Source organism: Pseudomonas sp. LRP2-20 (assembly GCF_024349685.1).
Classification (GTDB): domain Bacteria; phylum Pseudomonadota; class Gammaproteobacteria; order Pseudomonadales; family Pseudomonadaceae; genus Aquipseudomonas.
Map to the genome: position 1 here is coordinate 5,952,851 of NZ_AP025944.1, position 16,357 is coordinate 5,969,207.

Sequence of the window (16,357 nt, forward strand, 5' to 3'; positions counted from 1 at the left end):
TACAAGGACCGTCAATTGAACCAGAACTGGCACGCGACCCTGATTCGCCACCTGTTGCTGCTGATCACCGTCTGCCTGATCGGCGGCCTGGTCAGCGGCTATTACGGCTGGAGCCTGGCCATCGGCCTGGCGCTCTACCTGGGCTGGACCCTCAAGCAGCTGCTGCGCCTGCACGACTGGCTGCGCAACCACCAACCCGACGAAGCACCGCCCGATGGCTACGGCCTGTGGGGCGAGGTGTTCGACAGCATCTACCACCTGCAACGCCGCGACCAGCGCGTGCGCGGTCGCCTGCAGGCAGTCATCGACCGCGTCCAGGAATCCACCGCAGCACTGCGAGATGCGGTGATCATGCTCGACAGCGACGGCAACCTGGAGTGGTGGAACCGCGCCGCAGAAACGCTGCTGGGCTTCAAGACCCCACAGGACGGCGGCCAGCCGGTGACCAACCTGGTGCGCCACCCGCGCTTCAAGGAATACTTCGAGGCGGGGAACTACGTCGAACCGCTGGAAATCCCCTCACCGATCAACGACCGCCTGCGCGTGCAACTGCACATCACCCGCTACGGCAACAACGAGCACCTGATGCTGGTGCGCGATGTCACCCGTATCCACCAGCTCGAGCAAATGCGCAAGGACTTCGTCGCCAACGTCTCCCACGAGTTGCGCACGCCACTGACGGTGATCACCGGCTACCTGGAAACCTTGCTGGACAACGTCGAGGACGTGAACCCGCGCTGGGCCCGGGCGCTGCAGCAGATGACCCAGCAAGGCTCGCGCATGCAGACCTTGCTCAACGACCTGCTGCTGCTGGCCAAGCTGGAAGCCACCGACTACCCGTCGGACAACCAGCCCGTGGCGGTCGATGCCTTGCTCGCCGCGATCAAGAACGATGCCCAGGCACTGTCCGGTCCGCGGAAGCAGAAAATCACCCTGGATGCCGCGCCGGGCCTGCGCCTGAAAGGCAGCGAGTCGGAACTGCGCAGCGCCTTCTCCAACCTGGTGTTCAACGCGGTCAAGTACACCCAGGATGAAGGCAGCATCCGCATCCGCTGGTGGGGCGACGAACACGGCGCGCACCTGTCTGTGCAGGATTCCGGGGTCGGCATCGACGCCAAGCACCTGCCGCGGCTGACCGAACGCTTCTACCGGGTCGATTCCAGCCGCGCGTCGAATACCGGGGGCACCGGCCTGGGGCTGGCGATCGTCAAGCACGTGCTGATGCGCCACCGCGGCAAGCTGGAAATCAGCAGCGTGCCGGGGCATGGCAGTACCTTTACCTGTCACTTTGGGCCGGCACAATTGGCCAACGGCAAGGCCTGAAGTACCGAGGGCTGCTTTGCAGCCCTTTGCTTTTGTGGCACCAGCCGCTACATTGGATCCCCTGTGCCAGCAAGAGCTGGCACTTTTTTTCTCTCTATCTCAAAGACGGACCCCGTAAAAACTCCATCATGGACCCTTCCCCTGGTATCAGCCTCACCTCGTTATTCGCCGATTTCGGCATGATCATCTTTGCCTTCCTGCTGGTGCTGCTCAACGGCTTCTTCGTTGCCGCCGAGTTCGCCATGGTCAAGCTGCGCGCCACCCGCGTCGAGTCCATCGCCGAACTGCATGGCTGGCGCGGCAGCATCCTGCGCAAGGTGCACAACCAGCTCGACGCCTACCTGTCGGCCTGCCAGCTCGGCATCACCCTCGCCTCGCTGGGCCTTGGCTGGGTCGGTGAGCCTGCCTTCGCCCACCTGCTCGAGCCACTACTGGCCTACCTGGGCGTGGAAAGCGCTGAGCTGGTCAAAGCGGTCTCGTTCTTTGTCGCTTTCTTCGTCATTTCGTACCTGCACATCGTGGTCGGCGAACTGGCGCCCAAGTCTTGGGCGATCCGCAAACCCGAACTGCTGTCGCTGTGGACCGCCGTGCCGCTGTACCTGTTCTACTGGACCATGTACCCCGCCATCTACCTGCTCAACGCCAGCGCCAACACCATCCTGCGCATCGCCGGCCAAGGTGAGCCCGGCCCGCACCATGAGCACCACTACAGCCGCGAAGAGCTCAAGCTGATCCTGCACTCCAGCCGTGGCCAGGACCCGAGCGACCAGGGCATGCGCGTGCTTGCCTCGGCCGTGGAGATGGGCGAACTGGAAGTGGTGGACTGGGCCAACTCCCGTGAGGACATGGTCAGCATCGACGCCCACGCGCCGCTCAAAGAGATCCTGGCGCTGGTGCGCCGGCACAAGTTCAGCCGCTACCCGGTGTACGACGCCGAGCGCGAGGAGTTCACCGGCCTGCTGCACATCAAGGACTTGCTGCTGGAGCTGGCCGAACTCGAACACCTGCCCGAGACCATCGACCTGGACGACCTGGCCCGCCCGCTGGAGCGCGTATCGCGGCACATGCCGCTGTCGCAGCTGTTGGAGCAGTTCCGCAAGGGTGGCGCGCACTTCGTGCTGGTGGAGGAAGCCGACGGCAAGGTGATCGGCTACCTGACCATGGAAGACGTGCTGGAAGTGCTGGTGGGCGACATCCAGGACGAACATCGCAAGACCGAACGCGGCATCCTCGCCTACCAGCCGGGCAAGTTGCTGGTACGGGGCGATACGCCGCTGTTCAAGGTCGAGCGCCTGCTCGGTGTCGACCTCGACCACATCGAGGCAGAAACCCTCGCCGGCCTGGTCTACGAGACCCTCAAGCGCGTGCCTGAAGAAGAGGAAGTGCTGGAGGTCGAAGGCCTGCGCATCATCATCAAGAAGATGAAAGGGCCGAAGATCGTCCTGGCAAAGGTGCTCAAACTCGACTGACCCTACGGGTTGCCGGCGGTGAAGTCCGGCAACCCGCCAAGCGGCCGGTCGAACTGGAACGGTATCGACTCCAGCGCCAGCCCCACATTGCGCTGAACCACGAAATGCAGGTGGGGCCCGGTGCTGTTACCGGTATTGCCAGACTTGGCCAGGGCCTGCCCGACCACCACCTGTTGCCCCTCGCGCACCAAGACCGAACCACGCATCAGGTGCAGGTACACACCCATGGTGCCGTCGGGGTGCAGGATCCGTACGAAATTACCCCCCGGGTTGGTGCCCCGACCACTCTGGCCATTCTCGATCTTCACCACCATCCCGCCGCGCGCGGCAATGATCGGCGTGCCCTCCGGCATGGCGATGTCCATCGCATAGCGGCTTCTGGGGCCGAAGTGGCTGAAACGGCCGTTGGGGCCCTGGGTCAGGCGAAATGGCCCACCCTTCCAGGGAAACGGGTAGCGGTAAGCCAATGAGCGCTGACCAGGATCGCCCATGGCGTACTGGAAACGGGTGGCATATTGCAGCTGGCCACCAGGCGCAGCCAGCACTGAACTCAACACCTTGCTGGAGCGCGGCCCCACCACGGTGCGGATGCTGCGCGGCTGGTTGCCGCCAAAGGCGTTGCTCAGCTTGTCGATTCGCAGCTCGACCTGCATCGGCACGTACAATTCGTTGCGCACCATGAAGCGCACGCCGCCTGGGAAGGTTTCGGCCTGCAGGCGCACCTTGCCATCAATGCGATCGAGGATCGGCTCGCTGAGCTCGAAGGTTTTCGCCCCCGGGCTGTAGCGATCCGAGTACGAGACCACGCCGGTGTTGTCGACGGTCTTGTAGATAGTCATGCCCATGCTCGACGCCGAGGCCGAAAGCAAGGCACAGAACAGCAGCAAGCGGGCGGCGGCTGGCATGATGGTGGCTTTTTGACAGGTTTGGTCTGTCGAAGACTAGCAGCGGGATTGGCGGGGGGTATTGCAGCTGGTCGGAAGAACCCGGCAGGTTGATGCGGACCTTGTGGGAGATTCTGTCTTTGCTCAATTGCCTGAAGCTGACGCGATCCCTGTGGGAGATTCTGTCTTTGCTCAATTGCCTGAAGCTGACGCGATCCCTGTGGGAGCCGCGCTTGTCGTGGCGACGAACCGCGTCGATGGGCCGCGAAGCGGCCCCATGATTTCAAGGTTGTTGCATAAATTGCCGGGGCCGCTTCGCGGCCCATCGACGCGGTTCGTCGCCACGACAAGCGCGGCTCCCACAAGTACAGCGCATGCCTGGGAGCTGGTGATAATCCTGTGTGTGTGGCCTTGATCAGGCGCCGGGGGTGAAGTGCTTCTGCTGGGTACCGCGGGCAATCAGGCGTGACAGGTAGTCGAGTTTCTGCGCATCCTGGTCGACGAACTTGAAGGTCAGCTGCAGCCAGTCGCTTTCCGGTTTGGGTTCCAGCGCGGCGATGGCGTGCAGGTAGCCGTTCAGGCGCGCCACTTCGGCGTTCTCACCCTGCTCCAGATCAAGCACCGCACCCTCCAGCACCTGTGGCAGCGCCGCGCTGCGACGCACCACCAGCAAGGCTTCCTTGAGGCTCAGCGCCTTGATCACGCAGGGCTGGGTACCGCTGGACAGGCGCAGCTGGCCCTGCCCCCGTCCGGCCTGGGCCGCAGCCGCCGCAGCAGTCTGCGGCTTGGGTGCATTGAGCAACGGCTTGGCAGCTGTGGCAGCAGGCGCCGCCACCTTGGCCGCTTCAGGCTTGCCGCCGGTCAGCGCACTCAGCGAGTCGTTGGCGAATGCCGAATTCACCCGTGCTGGCGCACCGGCCACCAGGCTTTCCAGCTTGCCGATCTTGCTCAGGGCTTTCTTCACCTTGGTCAGCAGCTGCTCGTTGGTGAACGGCTTGCCGACGAAATCGGAGACGCCGGCCTGGATGGCCTGGATCACGTTCTCCTTGTCACCACGGCTGGTCACCATGATGAACTGCAGGTCCTTCATTTCGGGCTGCTGACGACACCAGGTCAGCAACTCAAGGCCGGACATCTCCGGCATCTCCCAGTCGCACAGGACCAGGTCGAACGGCTCCTTGGCCAGCATGGCCATGGCCTTGCGGCCGTTGACCGCGTCTTCGATGACCATGCCCGGGAAGGCATTGCGCAGGCACTTCCTTACCAGGTCACGAATGAACGGCGCGTCATCCACGACCAGCACATTGACTTTACTCATCGATACTCCTCTTGAACCCGACTAGCCTACCGCGCAATGGTGGCCACTTGCCAACTCTAGGGTCACGCCGGGACTTCTTCGCATCGTTCGCGGGTGCCTGCTGATTGCTCTGCCACACACGAAAACGCCCGGCACAGGCCGGGCGTCGATGCTCGCGAGCAATCTTATTTATCGTCAGGTTTGCCCGGAACATTAGCGTTTTCGGCCGCCTCTTGCGCAGTGCCTTCGACTTCTGCCTTCATGCGCTTGAGGCCCATGTGGCGTACATCGGTACCGCGCACCAGGTAGATCACCAGCTCCGAGATGTTGCGCGCGTGGTCGCCGATCCGCTCCAGCGAACGCAGCACCCAGATCACGCTGAGCACACGCGAGATCGAACGCGGGTCTTCCATCATGTAGGTGACCAGTTCGCGCAGGGCGGTCTTGTATTCGCGGTCGATGGTCTTGTCGTACTGGGCCACCGCCAGCGCCAGGTCGGCGTCGAAGCGGGCGAAGGCATCGAGGGCGTCGCGCACCATGTTGCGCACCTGGTCGCCGATATGGCGCACCTCGACGTAGCCACGCGGCGACTCGCCTTCCTCGCACAGCTGGATGGCGCGGCGGGCGATCTTGGTCGATTCGTCGCCAATGCGCTCAAGGTCGATCACCGACTTGGAGATGCTGATGATCAGGCGCAGGTCGGAGGCCGCCGGCTGGCGGCGGGCGAGAATGCGCAGGCATTCCTCGTCGATGTTGCGCTCCATCTGGTTGATCTGCTCGTCGACTTCCCGCACCTGCTGGGCCAGGCCCGAGTCGGCTTCGATCAGTGCGGTAACGGCATCGTTCACCTGCTTCTCGACCAGGCCACCCATGGCCAGCAAGTGGCTGCGCACCTCTTCGAGTTCGGCGTTGAACTGCTGGGAAATATGGTGCGTCAGGCTTTCTTTGTTGATCATCGTTTTGTCCTTTGGTAGCGCGTCCGTGTAGGAGCGGGTTTACCCGCGATCACCGGCGAAGCCGGTGCCAGGCACCGAGGCGTCTGCTTCGCGGGTAAACCCGCTCCTACAGAAGCCAGGTGCTCATCACGAGCAGCGCTTAGCCGTAACGACCGGTGATGTAGTCTTCGGTCTGCTTCTTCGCCGGGTTGGTGAACAGGGTGTCGGTATCACCGAATTCGACCAGTTTGCCCATGTACATGAACGCGGTGTAGTCCGAAACACGGGCCGCCTGCTGCATGTTGTGGGTCACGATGACGATGGTGTACTTGGATTTCAGTTCGTAGATCAGCTCTTCGACCTTCAGCGTCGAGATCGGGTCCAGTGCCGAGCACGGCTCGTCGAGCAGCAGCACTTCCGGCTCGACGGCGATGGTACGGGCGATCACCAGACGCTGCTGCTGGCCGCCGGACAGGCCCAGGGCGGACTCGTGCAGGCGGTCCTTGACCTCGTCCCACAGGGCAGCGCCCTTCAGTGCCCATTCCACGGCTTCGTCGAGCACGCGCTTTTTGTTGATGCCCTGGATACGCAGGCCGTACACCACGTTCTCGTAGATGGTCTTGGGGAACGGGTTGGGTTTCTGGAACACCATGCCCACCCGGCGACGCAGCTCGGCCACGTCTTCGCCCTTGCGGTAGATGTTGTTGCCATACAGGTTGATGGCGCCTTCCACGCGGCAGCCGTCGACCAGGTCGTTCATGCGGTTGAAGGTGCGCAGCAAGGTCGACTTGCCGCAGCCGGACGGGCCGATGAAGGCAGTCACGCGCTGCTTGGGAATGTTCATCTGCACGTCGAACAGCGCTTGTTTGTCGCCGTAGAACAGGCTCAGGCCCGGTACCTCGATGGCCACGGTTTCTTCGGCCAGGCGCAGGCCCTGCTTGTCGCGACCCAGGGCAGACATGTCGATGCCGTGGGTATGGGAATCATGCTGCATGGTCAACTCCATACGCTATCAATACGTTTCAAAGGGCCGCCCGGCTGGCCGGCGGCACGCTTGCAAGTCAGGCTCAGCTGTCGAGCGCCTTGTACTTCTCGCGCAGGTGGTTACGGATCCACACAGCCGACAGGTTGAGGGTGGCGATCACCAGCACCAGCAGCAGCGCGGTGGCGTACACCAGCGGTCGCGCGGCTTCGACGTTCGGGCTCTGGAAGCCGACGTCGTAGATGTGGAAGCCCAGGTGCATGATCTTCTGGTCCAGGTGCAGGTACGGGTAGTTGCCGTCCAGTGGCAGCGATGGCGCCAGCTTCACCACACCTACCAGCATCAGCGGCGCCACTTCACCGGCGGCGCGGGCCACGGCGAGGATCATGCCGGTCATCATGGCCGGGCTGGCCATCGGCAGGACGATCTTCCACAGGGTTTCGGCCTTGGTCGCACCCAGGGCCAGGGAGCCTTCGCGCACGGTCCGCGGAATGCGCGCCAGGCCTTCCTCGGTGGCCACGATCACCACCGGCACGGCCAGCAGCGCCAGGGTCAGCGACGCCCACAGCAAACCTGGGGTGCCCAGGGTCGGTGCCGGCAATGCTTCGGGGAAGAACAGCCGGTCGATCGAGCCGCCCAGCACGTAGACGAAGAAGCCCAGGCCGAAAACACCGTAGACGATCGCCGGTACGCCGGCCAGGTTGTTCACGGCGATGCGGATCAGGCGGGTCACCGCGCCTTGCCTGGCGTATTCGCGCAGGTAGACCGCGGCCAGCACGCCGAACGGCGTGACGATCACGGCCATGATCAGGGTCATCATCACGGTACCGAAGATGGCCGGGAAGATACCGCCCTCGGTGTTGGCTTCACGCGGGTCGTCGCTGAGGAATTCCCAGACCTTGGCGAAGTAGGTCCCCAGCTTGCTGAAGCCGGACATACCGTTCGGCTGGATGGCATGCACCACCTTGCTCAGGTTGATTTCCACTTCGCGGCCGTTGCCGTCGCGGGCCACCAGGCTGTCGCGGGCAAAGGCCTGGTGCAAGCCCAGCAGGCGCTCCTCGATGGCCTTGTAGCGGCTGTTCAGCTCGGCGCGCTCGGCTTCCATGTCGGCCTGGGCGGTGGCGTCCAGCTTGCCGTCCAGCTCCAGCTTGCGGCCGTGCAGGCGCAAGCGTTCAAGGCCATGGTTGATGGCACCGATGTCCTTCTTCTCGAGGGTTTGCAGTTCGCTGTTGAGCTGGTTGGCGCGCTTGAGACGGGCTTGCAGCTCGTTCCAGGCCGCCGGTCCTTGGGCAACCACGCGGCCTTCTTCCTTGACGCTGACCAGGTAACCGTAGAAGTTGCCCCACTCGCGGCGCTCCAGGGCGATCAGGTCGGCCGGGTGCTGCTCATCGACCAGCCAGTCGCCGACCACCCAGGTGAAGTCGCTGCCGTTGAGGTCGCGGTTACCCACCTTGACCAGCTCGCGGGTCATGAACTCCGGGCCATCGTCCGGCACCGGCAGGCCGGCGCCCTTGAGGCGGGCACGCGGTACCTCTTCCTTCTGCACCACTTCGCCGATGACGACATGGTCGGCCTGGCCCGGCACCTTGTAGGTGGCCTGGATCAGGTCGGCTGGCCAGAAGTGGCCCAGGCCGCGCACGGCGATCACCGCCAGCAGGCCAACGGTCATGATCACCGCCATGGCCACCGCGCCACCGCTGACCCAGACGCCTGGGGCGCCGCTCTTGAACCAGCCTTTGAGGGAATCCTTTTTCACGGATCGCTACCTTTCTATCAAAGCGACGAGTATTTCTTGCGCAGACGCTGGCGAATCAGCTCGGCCAAGGTGTTCATGACGAAGGTGAACATCAGCAGCACGAGGGCGGCGAGGAACAGCACACGATAGTGGCTGCCGCCGACTTCCGATTCAGGCATTTCCACCGCCACGTTGGCGGCCAGGGTGCGCATGCCTTCGAACAGGTTCAGTTCCATCACCGGGGTGTTGCCGGTGGCCATCAGCACGATCATGGTCTCGCCTACCGCACGGCCCAGGCCGATCATCAGCGCCGAGAAGATACCCGGGCTGGCGGTGAGGATGACCACGCGGGTCAAGGTCTGCCACGGCGTCGCCCCCAGCGCCAGGGAGCCCAGGGTCAGGCTGCGCGGCACGCTGAACACGGCGTCTTCGGCGATCGAGTAGATGTTCGGGATGACCGCGAAGCCCATGGCGATACCCACCACCAGGGCGTTGCGCTGGTCGTAGCGCAGGCCGAGCGTGTGCTCGATCCACAGACGCATGTCGCCACCGAAGAACCAGCTTTCGAGGTACGGGCTGACTGACAGGGCGAACCAGCCGATGGCGAGGATCACCGGGATCAGGATCGCCGCTTCCCAGCCATCCGGGATACGCAGGCGGATCGACTCCGGCAGTCGGCTCCAGGTGAAGCCCGTCAGCAAGATACCGATGGGCATGATCAGGAACAGGCTGAACACGCCTGGCAGGTGGCCTTCCAGGTAGGGTGCGAGGAACAGGCCGGCGAAGAAGCCGAGGATCACCGTCGGCATCGCTTCCATCAGTTCGATCACCGGCTTGACCTTGCGGCGCATGCCCGGCGCCATGAAGTAGGCGGTGTAGATAGCGGCGGCAATGGCCAGCGGGGCGGCAAGGATCATCGCGTAGAACGCCGCCTTGAGGGTACCGAAGGTCAGCGGCGAGAGGCTAAGCTTGGGTTCGAAGTCGGTGTTCGACGCGGTCGACTGCCAGACGTACTTGGGCTCGTCGTAGTTTTCGTACCAGACCTTGCCCCACAACGCGCTGAAGGAGATTTCCGGATGCGGGTTGCGCAGGCTCAATGGCAGCAGCTTGCCGCCTTCTTCGATGATGATGCGATTGGCGCGTGGCGACAGGGCCAGGATGCCTGGGCCTTCGGCAACCTGCTCGACCAGCAGGGTGCGGTGCGCGGTGCTGTGGAACACGCCGAGCTTGCCTTCGCTATCCAGGGCGACGAAGCCCTTGCGGCGCTCTTCGGCATCAATCTGGACAATAGGCGCCTTGCCCAACTGGAAGGTACGGATCTGCTTCAAGCGCTGCTCGCCATCCGGATCGCGAGCCATGAACCACTGGGCCAGGCCGCCCTTGGAGTCACCAATGATCAGCGAGATACCGCCAACCAGCTGGGCGGTGGCGGTGATTTCGGTGTCGGCACTTTCGGCCAGCTTGTAGCGGCCATTGAGGCTCTTGTCGCGGAGACTGAACACATCCGCGGTGGCGCGACCGTTGATCACATACAGCCACTGCTGACGCGGGTCGATGAAGATGTTCTTCACCACTTCGGTCATCTGTGGCAATTCGATGCGGTTCTGCTCGGTGCTGGTCTCGCCGGTCAGCATGTTTTCCGTACGCGACAGCTCGATCACCTGCAGGTGCGCCCCGGTGGAGCCGGCCAGCACCAGGGTTTCGCCATTGACGTTGACGCTCACGTGCTCCAGCGCGCGGCCCTGCTCATCGAGCACGAACGGCGCCTGGCCGTACGGATAGTCGATGCCTGGGGAGATGGTCTTCTTGTTGTCCGGGTAGGTGATCTTGTAGGCGTGGTGGAACACCAGCGCCTGACCATTGGATAAACCGAGTACGACCAGCGGGCTGCCCGGCTGGTCGGCGCTGATCGACGTGACCTGGGTGCCTGCCGGCAGTGGCAAGTCGACACTACTGAGTTGGTTACCGCTCTTGGTGTCGAAGAAAATGGCCTGCCCCTTGTCCGAAACGCGCATGCCGACCAGGTTCTGCTCTTCAAGGGCGATCATCAGTGGCTTGCCGGCATCCTGTTGCAGCCAGGTCGGCTTCAGGGCTTTCTTGCTGGTCAGCTCGGCGCCCTGGAACAGTGGCAGCACCACATAAGCCAGATAGAAGAAGATCAGCGTAATGGCCGCCAATACGGCAAGCCCGCCTACCAGTACGTACCAGCGGGTCAGGCGGTCCTTGAGGGCGCGCATCCGGCGCTTGCGTTGCAACTCGGGCGTATTGAAGTCAATCCGCACGGGAGGGGAGTTTGGGGTCATTGTGGAATTGGCCAGATCATTCATGCGCACACCCTAGCGGTCCCGTATGACAAAAACATGACAGTGAGTTGACGCAAAAAAGCCCGCCGCTCAGGAACCCTGGCACCGGACTGGAAAGTCGTGGAAGAGGCCGGGCATCAGCACCGGCCTCATCCTCAGTCAGTTACTTCTTTGCAACGTTACCCGCGTGGGAAAGGCCCAGGTCAGCCAGGGTCTTGTCGACCACTTTGGCTGGCAGCGGGATGTAGCCATCCTTCACCACGACCTGCTGGCCCGCTTGCGACAGCACCAGCTTGACGAACTCGGCTTCCAGCGGGGCCAGAGGCTTGTTCGGTGCCTTGTTGACGTAGACGTACAGGAAGCGCGACAGCGGGTAGGTGCCGTTCAGGGCGTTGGTTTCGTTGTCTTCAACGAACTCGCCGCCTTCTTTCTTGGCCAGGGCCACAGTCTTGACGCTGGCAGTCTTGTAACCGATGCCCGAGTAGCCGATGCCGTTCAGCGAGGAGCTGATCGACTGCACGACCGAAGCCGAGCCCGGTTGTTCGTTGACGCTAGGCTTGAAGTCGCCTTTGCACAGGGCTTCTTCCTTGAAGTAGCCGTAGGTGCCCGATACCGAGTTGCGGCCGAACAGCTGAACCGGCTTGTTGGCCAGGTCGCCGGTCACGCCCAGGTCGCCCCAGGTCTTGACCTCGGTTTTGGCGCCGCACAGGCGGGTGGACGAGAAGATGGCGTCGACCTGGGCCATGGTCAGGCCCTTGATCGGGTTGTCCTTGTGCACGAACACGGCCAGGGCGTCTACGGCGACCGGGATGGCGGTCGGCTTGTAGCCGTACTTCTGCTCGAAGGCCTGCAGCTCGACGTCCTTCATCTTGCGGCTCATCGGGCCCAGGTTGGCGGTGCCTTCGGTCAGCGCGGGTGGCGCGGTGGAGGAACCGGCCGCCTGGATCTGGATGTTTACGTTCGGATATTCCTTCTTGTAGGCCTCGGCCCACAGAGTCATCAGGTTCGCGAGGGTGTCGGAACCGACGCTGGAGAGGTTGCCCGAAACACCGGTGGTCTTGGTGTAGGTCGGGATCGCAGGGTCGACAGCGGCTACCGCGTTGGCGGCTGCAACGCCAGCGGCGGCAAAGGTGAGGGCCGCCATCAAACGCTTCAGTTTCATGCCTTGCTCCTAGCAGGAATATGGGGGTGTTGGATGGAACGGGGCCAAGTATCTGCAGGCCGCATGAATACGATATGACTTGAATGTGACAAATGGATGAAAGGCCATCACCGAAAACAGGTCCGGCTCTTCGCGGCTGAAGCCGCTCCCACAGGGTTTTGCACAGACCCCAGGGCCTGCACCGTACCTGTGGGAGCGGCTTTAGCCGCGAAGAGGCCAGTCGCCTTGGCGCAGATCAGCGCTTGTTGGCGAGCAGGTACAGGCCCACGGCCAGACCGACGGCGCACAGGCCAGCCACGTAGTAGGCAGGTGCCATTGGGCTGACCTTGAGCAGCGCCGTCACCACCATCGGCGTGAGGCCGCCGAAGATGGCGTAGGCAACGTTGTAGGAGAACGACAGCCCGCTGAAGCGCACCACCGCCGGGAACGCCTTGACCATCACGTACGGCACCGCACCGATTACGCCCACGCACAACCCGGTCACCGCATACAGCGGGAACAGCAGCTCAGGATGGGTCGGCAGGCTGTGGTAGAAGGTCCAGGAGCTGGCCAGCAACAGCAGGCTACCGATCACGAACACCCGGCCCGCACCGAAGCGGTCGGCCAGGCTGCCGGCGCCTATGCAGCCGATGCTCAGCAACACGATCGCCAGGCTGTTGGCCTTGAGCGAATCGGTGGGGCTGACGTGGTAGAGGCTCTGCAGCAGAGCCGGGGTCATCAGGATCACCACCACGATGCCTGCCGAAAGCATCCAGGTCAGCAACATCGACAGGATGATCGGACCCCGGTGGTCGCGCAGCACTGCGCGCAGCGGCAGCTCTTCGGCCAGGGCCTTGCGCTGCTGCATCTCGGCGAACACCGGGGTTTCGTGCAGCCAACGGCGCAGGTACACCGAGAACAGGCCGAACACACCGCCGAGCAGGAACGGGATCCGCCAGGCGTAGTCAGCCACTTCTTCAGCGCTGTAGAGGGTGTTGATCAGGGTCGCCACCAGCGATCCGAGCAGGATGCCCGCCGTCAGGCCGGCGGTCAGGGTGCCGCAGGCGTAACCGGTGTTGCGCGCCGGCACGTGCTCGGAGACGAACACCCAGGCGCCCGGCACTTCACCACCGATGGCCGCGCCCTGGATCACCCGCATCAGCAGCAACAGGATCGGCGCCAACAGACCGACCTGTGCATAAGTCGGCAGCAAGCCCATGATCAGGGTCGGCAGGGCCATCATGAAGATGCTCAGGGTGAACATCTTCTTGCGCCCGAGCAGGTCACCAAAGTGAGCCATGACGATGCCACCCAGCGGCCGTGCCAGGTAACCGGCGGCGAAGATGCCGAAGGTCTGCATCAGGCGCAGCCATTCGGGCATGTCGGCGGGGAAGAACAGCTTGCCGACCACCGTGGCGAAGAACACGAAGATGATGAAGTCGTAGAACTCCAGGGCTCCGCCCAACGCGGACAGTGAGAGGGTCTTGTAGTCACTGCGGGTCAGCGGCCGCGAGGGCTGCTCGATACTGCTCGGCACGGAGGTCATCGCTCGTCATTCTCTTGTAGGGCATGCAGGCCGCTTGGCACGCGGCTTCTGGATTGGGGCGAGGAGCGAAGATAGCAAATTGCCGAGCTGCGCTGAAAGCGATACAAAATCCATACAGATATTCGTGAATGTGCGGTCGTCGCTGGGCGATTGGCTATATATACTGGCCGTTCGTAGGAAAAGGTTGCTTTAACCGAGGGAAGTTGTGCGAAAACGCCGGTCGTGATGTCAGACGGTTTCGCAGAGTTTCCCTATGGCCGCCCAGCGAAACGGAATCGGCGTAGTATGTTGTCAGCTGAATCGTTTTCCCGGCCTTGCGCCACACCAACGAAAGCGTCACGGGTCAGAGGCCCCATCGCATGATTGAGCTCGAACAAGAAGATCCTATCCCGCAAGGCGATCTGGCCTTGCAGATCACCGCGCTGCCGCGCGAAACCAATGGCTTCGGCGACATCTTCGGCGGCTGGCTGGTCGCGCAGATGGACCTGGCCGGCACCGCCATGGCCAGCCGCGTCGCTGGCGGCCGGGTGGCCACGGTATCCATCGACCGCATGGCATTCCTGGTGCCGGTGGCCGTGGGCGCGCAGCTGTCGTTCTATACCCAGACCCTGGAAATCGGCCGCAGCTCGATTCGCATGATGGTCGAGGTGTGGAGCGACGACCCGCTGTCCAGCGAATGGCGCAAGGTCACGGAAGCGACGTTCGTGTTCGTCGCCATCGACGGCAGCGGCCGAACCCGCTCGGTGCCTCGTCGCTGAGCCTCGCGAGCGGTAAACTCATTGCACGTCACCGGGTCCAAGGGCCCACAGGCAATCAATGAGACGAGCGCAATGGCTACCTTCAAGGTCGAATCCGAGCAACACGGCGAACTCAACTGCTGGCGCATCAGCAGCGACCGCGCCGAACTACTGATCGCCCAGCAGGGCGCGCAGATCCTCAGCTACCAGCGTGTTGGCGAGCCACCGCTGCTGTGGCTGAGCGACCAGGCCATCTTCCGCCAGGGCAAATCGGTGCGTGCCGGTGTGCCGGTGTGCTGGCCGTGGTTTGGCAACCTGCAGCGCAATCCCGCATCGGTGCAGGCCATGTTCCATGGCGAGCCGGCGCCCGCCCACGGCCTGGCGCGTACGCGTGACTGGCAGTTGCTGGCCGTCGAGGAGCAAGGGGCGGACCTGCACATCGAGTTCGAGCTGCCAGAGGCCCAGGGCGATCTGCCGGGTTGGCCGCATGATGTCGAACTGAAGCTGCAGATCGTTCTGGGTGACACGCTGAGCGTGGCCCTGACCAGCCGCAACATGGGCAACAGCCCCGTGACCATCAGCCAGGCCCTGCACAGCTATTTCGCCGTCAGCGACGTGCGCCAGGCGCGGGTCGAAGGGGTCGAGGGACTGCACTACATCGAGACCCTGGCCGACTGGGAACAGCGCCAGCAGCAGGGTGCGTTGGGGTTTGCCGGGGAAACCGACCGGATCTACCTGGGTACGCCGCAGACGCTGAGCATTGTCGACCCGCACTGGGCGCGGCGGATTACCTTGACCAGTAGCGGATCGCGCTCGGCAGTCATCTGGAACCCCTGGACCGAGCGGGCCAAGGAGCTGGCGGACATGGCCGACGATGGCTGGCAGCGGATGCTGTGCATCGAGACGGCGAATGTCTGGGATGATGTGGTGGAACTCAAGCCGGGCTCCAGCCATTCGTTGCAGGTCAGGATTGGTAGCGAAAGGATCTGAAGCTGGCGGCGGCCTTTTCGCGGGTAAGCCCGCTCCCACAGAATCGATTCTAGCCTTCGAAAGCTATGTGGTACCTGTGGGAGCGGGTTTATCGAGGCGTCGAACCGCCGCGAAGAGGCCGGCACAGGCGATCAGAGGTCGGCGTCTTCGACCACCCTCACCTGCCCCGCATCCAGCGCATAGGCCGCATCAGCCAGGTCATTGCTGACCTTCTCCACCTTCAGCTTGCCGCTGACCCACAGCGGTGTGTAGATGTCATCGATCTTCAACCCCTTCGGATAACGTACCAGTACCAACTGGTTGGGCGGCGGCGGCGGCACGTGGATGCAGGCGCCAGGGTAAGGCACGAGGAAGAACAAGGTGCTGTTGCCCTTGGCATCGCTTTCCAGCGGCACCGGGTAGCCGCCCAGGCGGATGTCCTTGCCGTTCATGGCGGCCACGGTCTTGGTCGAATACATCACCGCCGGCAGACCCTTGCTCTGCTTGAGGCCGCCCTTGGCGGTGAAGGTGCCATTGGCTTCCGGCGAGTTGTGATCGATCTCGGGCATTTCTTCGAGGGCCTTCTGGTCCGACTTGGGCATCAGCTCCAGCCAGTCGGTTTCGGGCAGTTCGGCATGGGCCAGGGTGCTGGCCAGAAGCAACGGAATGAGGAAAAAGGCACGCATGAAAATGCTCGGCAACTCGGGATGAATTGCCGGGCATTCTAACCAGTATTCAGCGTTTCTTGATGAATCCGTAGATCACCAGAAGGATGATCGCACCGACCAGCGCACCGATGAATCCAGCGGCCTGGCCCGCCTGGTAGATCCCCAGCGCCTGGCCGCCATAGGTGGCGAGCAGGGAGCCGGCGATACCCAGCAGAATGGTCATGATCCAGCCCATGCTGTCGTCGCCCGGCTTGAGGAAGCGGGCCAGCAGGCCGACGATGAGGCCGATGAAGATGGTTCCAATGATGCCCATGGCAGTCCCTCTGAAATGAAGATGGAACAAGCCAAAGCCTAGACAGCGCTTTGGC

At 63.1% G+C, this 16,357-nt stretch carries 14 protein-coding genes; 4 read left to right on the forward strand and 10 right to left on the reverse strand.

Features of this window, described 5'->3' with window-relative positions:
* The first annotated feature begins 15 nt into the window (after positions 1 to 15).
* Both phoR and OCX61_RS26810 read left to right on the forward strand, forming a co-directional pair.
* Positions 16 to 1,323 carry a phosphate regulon sensor histidine kinase PhoR gene (phoR, locus tag OCX61_RS26805; protein ID WP_261942066.1) on the forward strand — a complete coding sequence of 436 codons (1,308 nt, stop codon included), beginning with the start codon at positions 16 to 18 and terminating at the stop codon, positions 1,321 to 1,323.
* 128 nt (positions 1,324 to 1,451) lie between these two features.
* Positions 1,452 to 2,792 (forward strand): hemolysin family protein, encoded by a 1,341-nt coding sequence (locus OCX61_RS26810; RefSeq protein ID WP_027917047.1) that lies wholly within the window; start codon positions 1,452 to 1,454, stop codon positions 2,790 to 2,792.
* A gap of 2 nt (positions 2,793 to 2,794) precedes the next feature.
* Here OCX61_RS26810 and OCX61_RS26815 read toward each other — a convergent pair whose 3' ends face one another.
* The 8 genes from OCX61_RS26815 to OCX61_RS26850 form a co-directional block, all read right to left on the reverse strand.
* On the reverse strand, positions 2,795 to 3,697 hold the full coding sequence (locus tag OCX61_RS26815; RefSeq protein WP_261942067.1) for a M23 family metallopeptidase: 903 nt from the start codon (positions 3,695 to 3,697) through the stop codon (positions 2,795 to 2,797).
* 394 nt (positions 3,698 to 4,091) lie between these two features.
* On the reverse strand, positions 4,092 to 4,994 hold the full coding sequence (locus tag OCX61_RS26820) for a response regulator (RefSeq protein ID WP_261942068.1): 903 nt from the start codon (positions 4,992 to 4,994) through the stop codon (positions 4,092 to 4,094).
* A 164-nt stretch (positions 4,995 to 5,158) separates the two neighbouring features.
* Positions 5,159 to 5,929, reverse strand: coding sequence for a phosphate signaling complex protein PhoU (phoU, locus tag OCX61_RS26825; protein WP_261942069.1), 771 nt, complete (start codon positions 5,927 to 5,929; stop codon positions 5,159 to 5,161).
* Positions 5,930 to 6,068: 139 nt separating this feature from the next.
* Entirely contained in the window at positions 6,069 to 6,902 is an 834-nt protein-coding gene (gene pstB / locus OCX61_RS26830) for a phosphate ABC transporter ATP-binding protein PstB (RefSeq protein ID WP_054884758.1), read from the reverse strand.
* Between the two features lie 73 nt (positions 6,903 to 6,975).
* A complete protein-coding gene (gene pstA / locus OCX61_RS26835; RefSeq protein ID WP_261942070.1) occupies positions 6,976 to 8,646 on the reverse strand; it encodes a phosphate ABC transporter permease PstA in 1,671 nt (556 codons plus the stop codon).
* A 17-nt stretch (positions 8,647 to 8,663) separates the two neighbouring features.
* The gene (locus tag OCX61_RS26840; protein WP_261942071.1) at positions 8,664 to 10,952 is read right to left on the reverse strand and encodes an ABC transporter permease subunit; all 2,289 of its coding nucleotides are present in this window, start codon (positions 10,950 to 10,952) and stop codon (positions 8,664 to 8,666) included.
* A 139-nt stretch (positions 10,953 to 11,091) separates the two neighbouring features.
* On the reverse strand, positions 11,092 to 12,090 hold the full coding sequence (locus tag OCX61_RS26845; protein WP_261942072.1) for a phosphate ABC transporter substrate-binding protein PstS: 999 nt from the start codon (positions 12,088 to 12,090) through the stop codon (positions 11,092 to 11,094).
* A 235-nt stretch (positions 12,091 to 12,325) separates the two neighbouring features.
* Positions 12,326 to 13,615: an MFS transporter gene (locus OCX61_RS26850; protein ID WP_261942073.1), complete on the reverse strand. Its 1,290-nt coding sequence runs from the start codon at positions 13,613 to 13,615 to the stop codon at positions 12,326 to 12,328.
* Positions 13,616 to 13,974: 359 nt separating this feature from the next.
* Between OCX61_RS26850 and OCX61_RS26855 the strand changes: the two genes are divergently transcribed.
* Positions 13,975 to 14,373, forward strand: a complete 399-nt coding sequence (locus OCX61_RS26855) for an acyl-CoA thioesterase (RefSeq protein ID WP_027917060.1) — start codon at positions 13,975 to 13,977, stop codon at positions 14,371 to 14,373.
* A gap of 72 nt (positions 14,374 to 14,445) precedes the next feature.
* On the forward strand, positions 14,446 to 15,342 hold the full coding sequence (locus OCX61_RS26860; protein WP_261942074.1) for a D-hexose-6-phosphate mutarotase: 897 nt from the start codon (positions 14,446 to 14,448) through the stop codon (positions 15,340 to 15,342).
* Positions 15,343 to 15,473: 131 nt separating this feature from the next.
* Here the strand turns inward: OCX61_RS26860 and OCX61_RS26865 are convergent, their stop codons facing one another.
* Together OCX61_RS26865 and OCX61_RS26870 are read right to left on the reverse strand one after the other, a co-directional pair.
* Complete coding sequence (locus OCX61_RS26865; RefSeq protein WP_261942075.1) at positions 15,474 to 16,007, reverse strand: DUF3299 domain-containing protein; 534 nt, start codon at positions 16,005 to 16,007, stop codon at positions 15,474 to 15,476.
* 49 nt (positions 16,008 to 16,056) lie between these two features.
* A complete protein-coding gene (locus OCX61_RS26870) occupies positions 16,057 to 16,302 on the reverse strand; it encodes a GlsB/YeaQ/YmgE family stress response membrane protein (protein ID WP_060507722.1) in 246 nt (81 codons plus the stop codon).
* Positions 16,303 to 16,357: the final 55 nt, after the last annotated feature.

Coding starts and splice junctions, on each gene's coding strand:
- OCX61_RS26810 (WP_027917047.1), top strand. CDS start 1,452: ATGGACCCTTCCCCTGGTATCAGCCTCACCTCGTTATTCGCCGATTTC.
- OCX61_RS26815 (WP_261942067.1), bottom strand. CDS start 3,697: ATGCCAGCCGCCGCCCGCTTGCTGCTGTTCTGTGCCTTGCTTTCGGCC.
- OCX61_RS26820 (WP_261942068.1), bottom strand. CDS start 4,994: ATGAGTAAAGTCAATGTGCTGGTCGTGGATGACGCGCCGTTCATTCGT.
- phoU (WP_261942069.1), bottom strand. CDS start 5,929: ATGATCAACAAAGAAAGCCTGACGCACCATATTTCCCAGCAGTTCAAC.
- pstB (WP_054884758.1), bottom strand. CDS start 6,902: ATGCAGCATGATTCCCATACCCACGGCATCGACATGTCTGCCCTGGGT.
- OCX61_RS26840 (WP_261942071.1), bottom strand. CDS start 10,952: ATGAATGATCTGGCCAATTCCACAATGACCCCAAACTCCCCTCCCGTG.
- OCX61_RS26845 (WP_261942072.1), bottom strand. CDS start 12,090: ATGAAACTGAAGCGTTTGATGGCGGCCCTCACCTTTGCCGCCGCTGGC.
- OCX61_RS26850 (WP_261942073.1), bottom strand. CDS start 13,615: ATGACCTCCGTGCCGAGCAGTATCGAGCAGCCCTCGCGGCCGCTGACC.
- OCX61_RS26855 (WP_027917060.1), top strand. CDS start 13,975: ATGATTGAGCTCGAACAAGAAGATCCTATCCCGCAAGGCGATCTGGCC.
- OCX61_RS26860 (WP_261942074.1), top strand. CDS start 14,446: ATGGCTACCTTCAAGGTCGAATCCGAGCAACACGGCGAACTCAACTGC.
- OCX61_RS26865 (WP_261942075.1), bottom strand. CDS start 16,007: ATGCGTGCCTTTTTCCTCATTCCGTTGCTTCTGGCCAGCACCCTGGCC.
- OCX61_RS26870 (WP_060507722.1), bottom strand. CDS start 16,302: ATGGGCATCATTGGAACCATCTTCATCGGCCTCATCGTCGGCCTGCTG.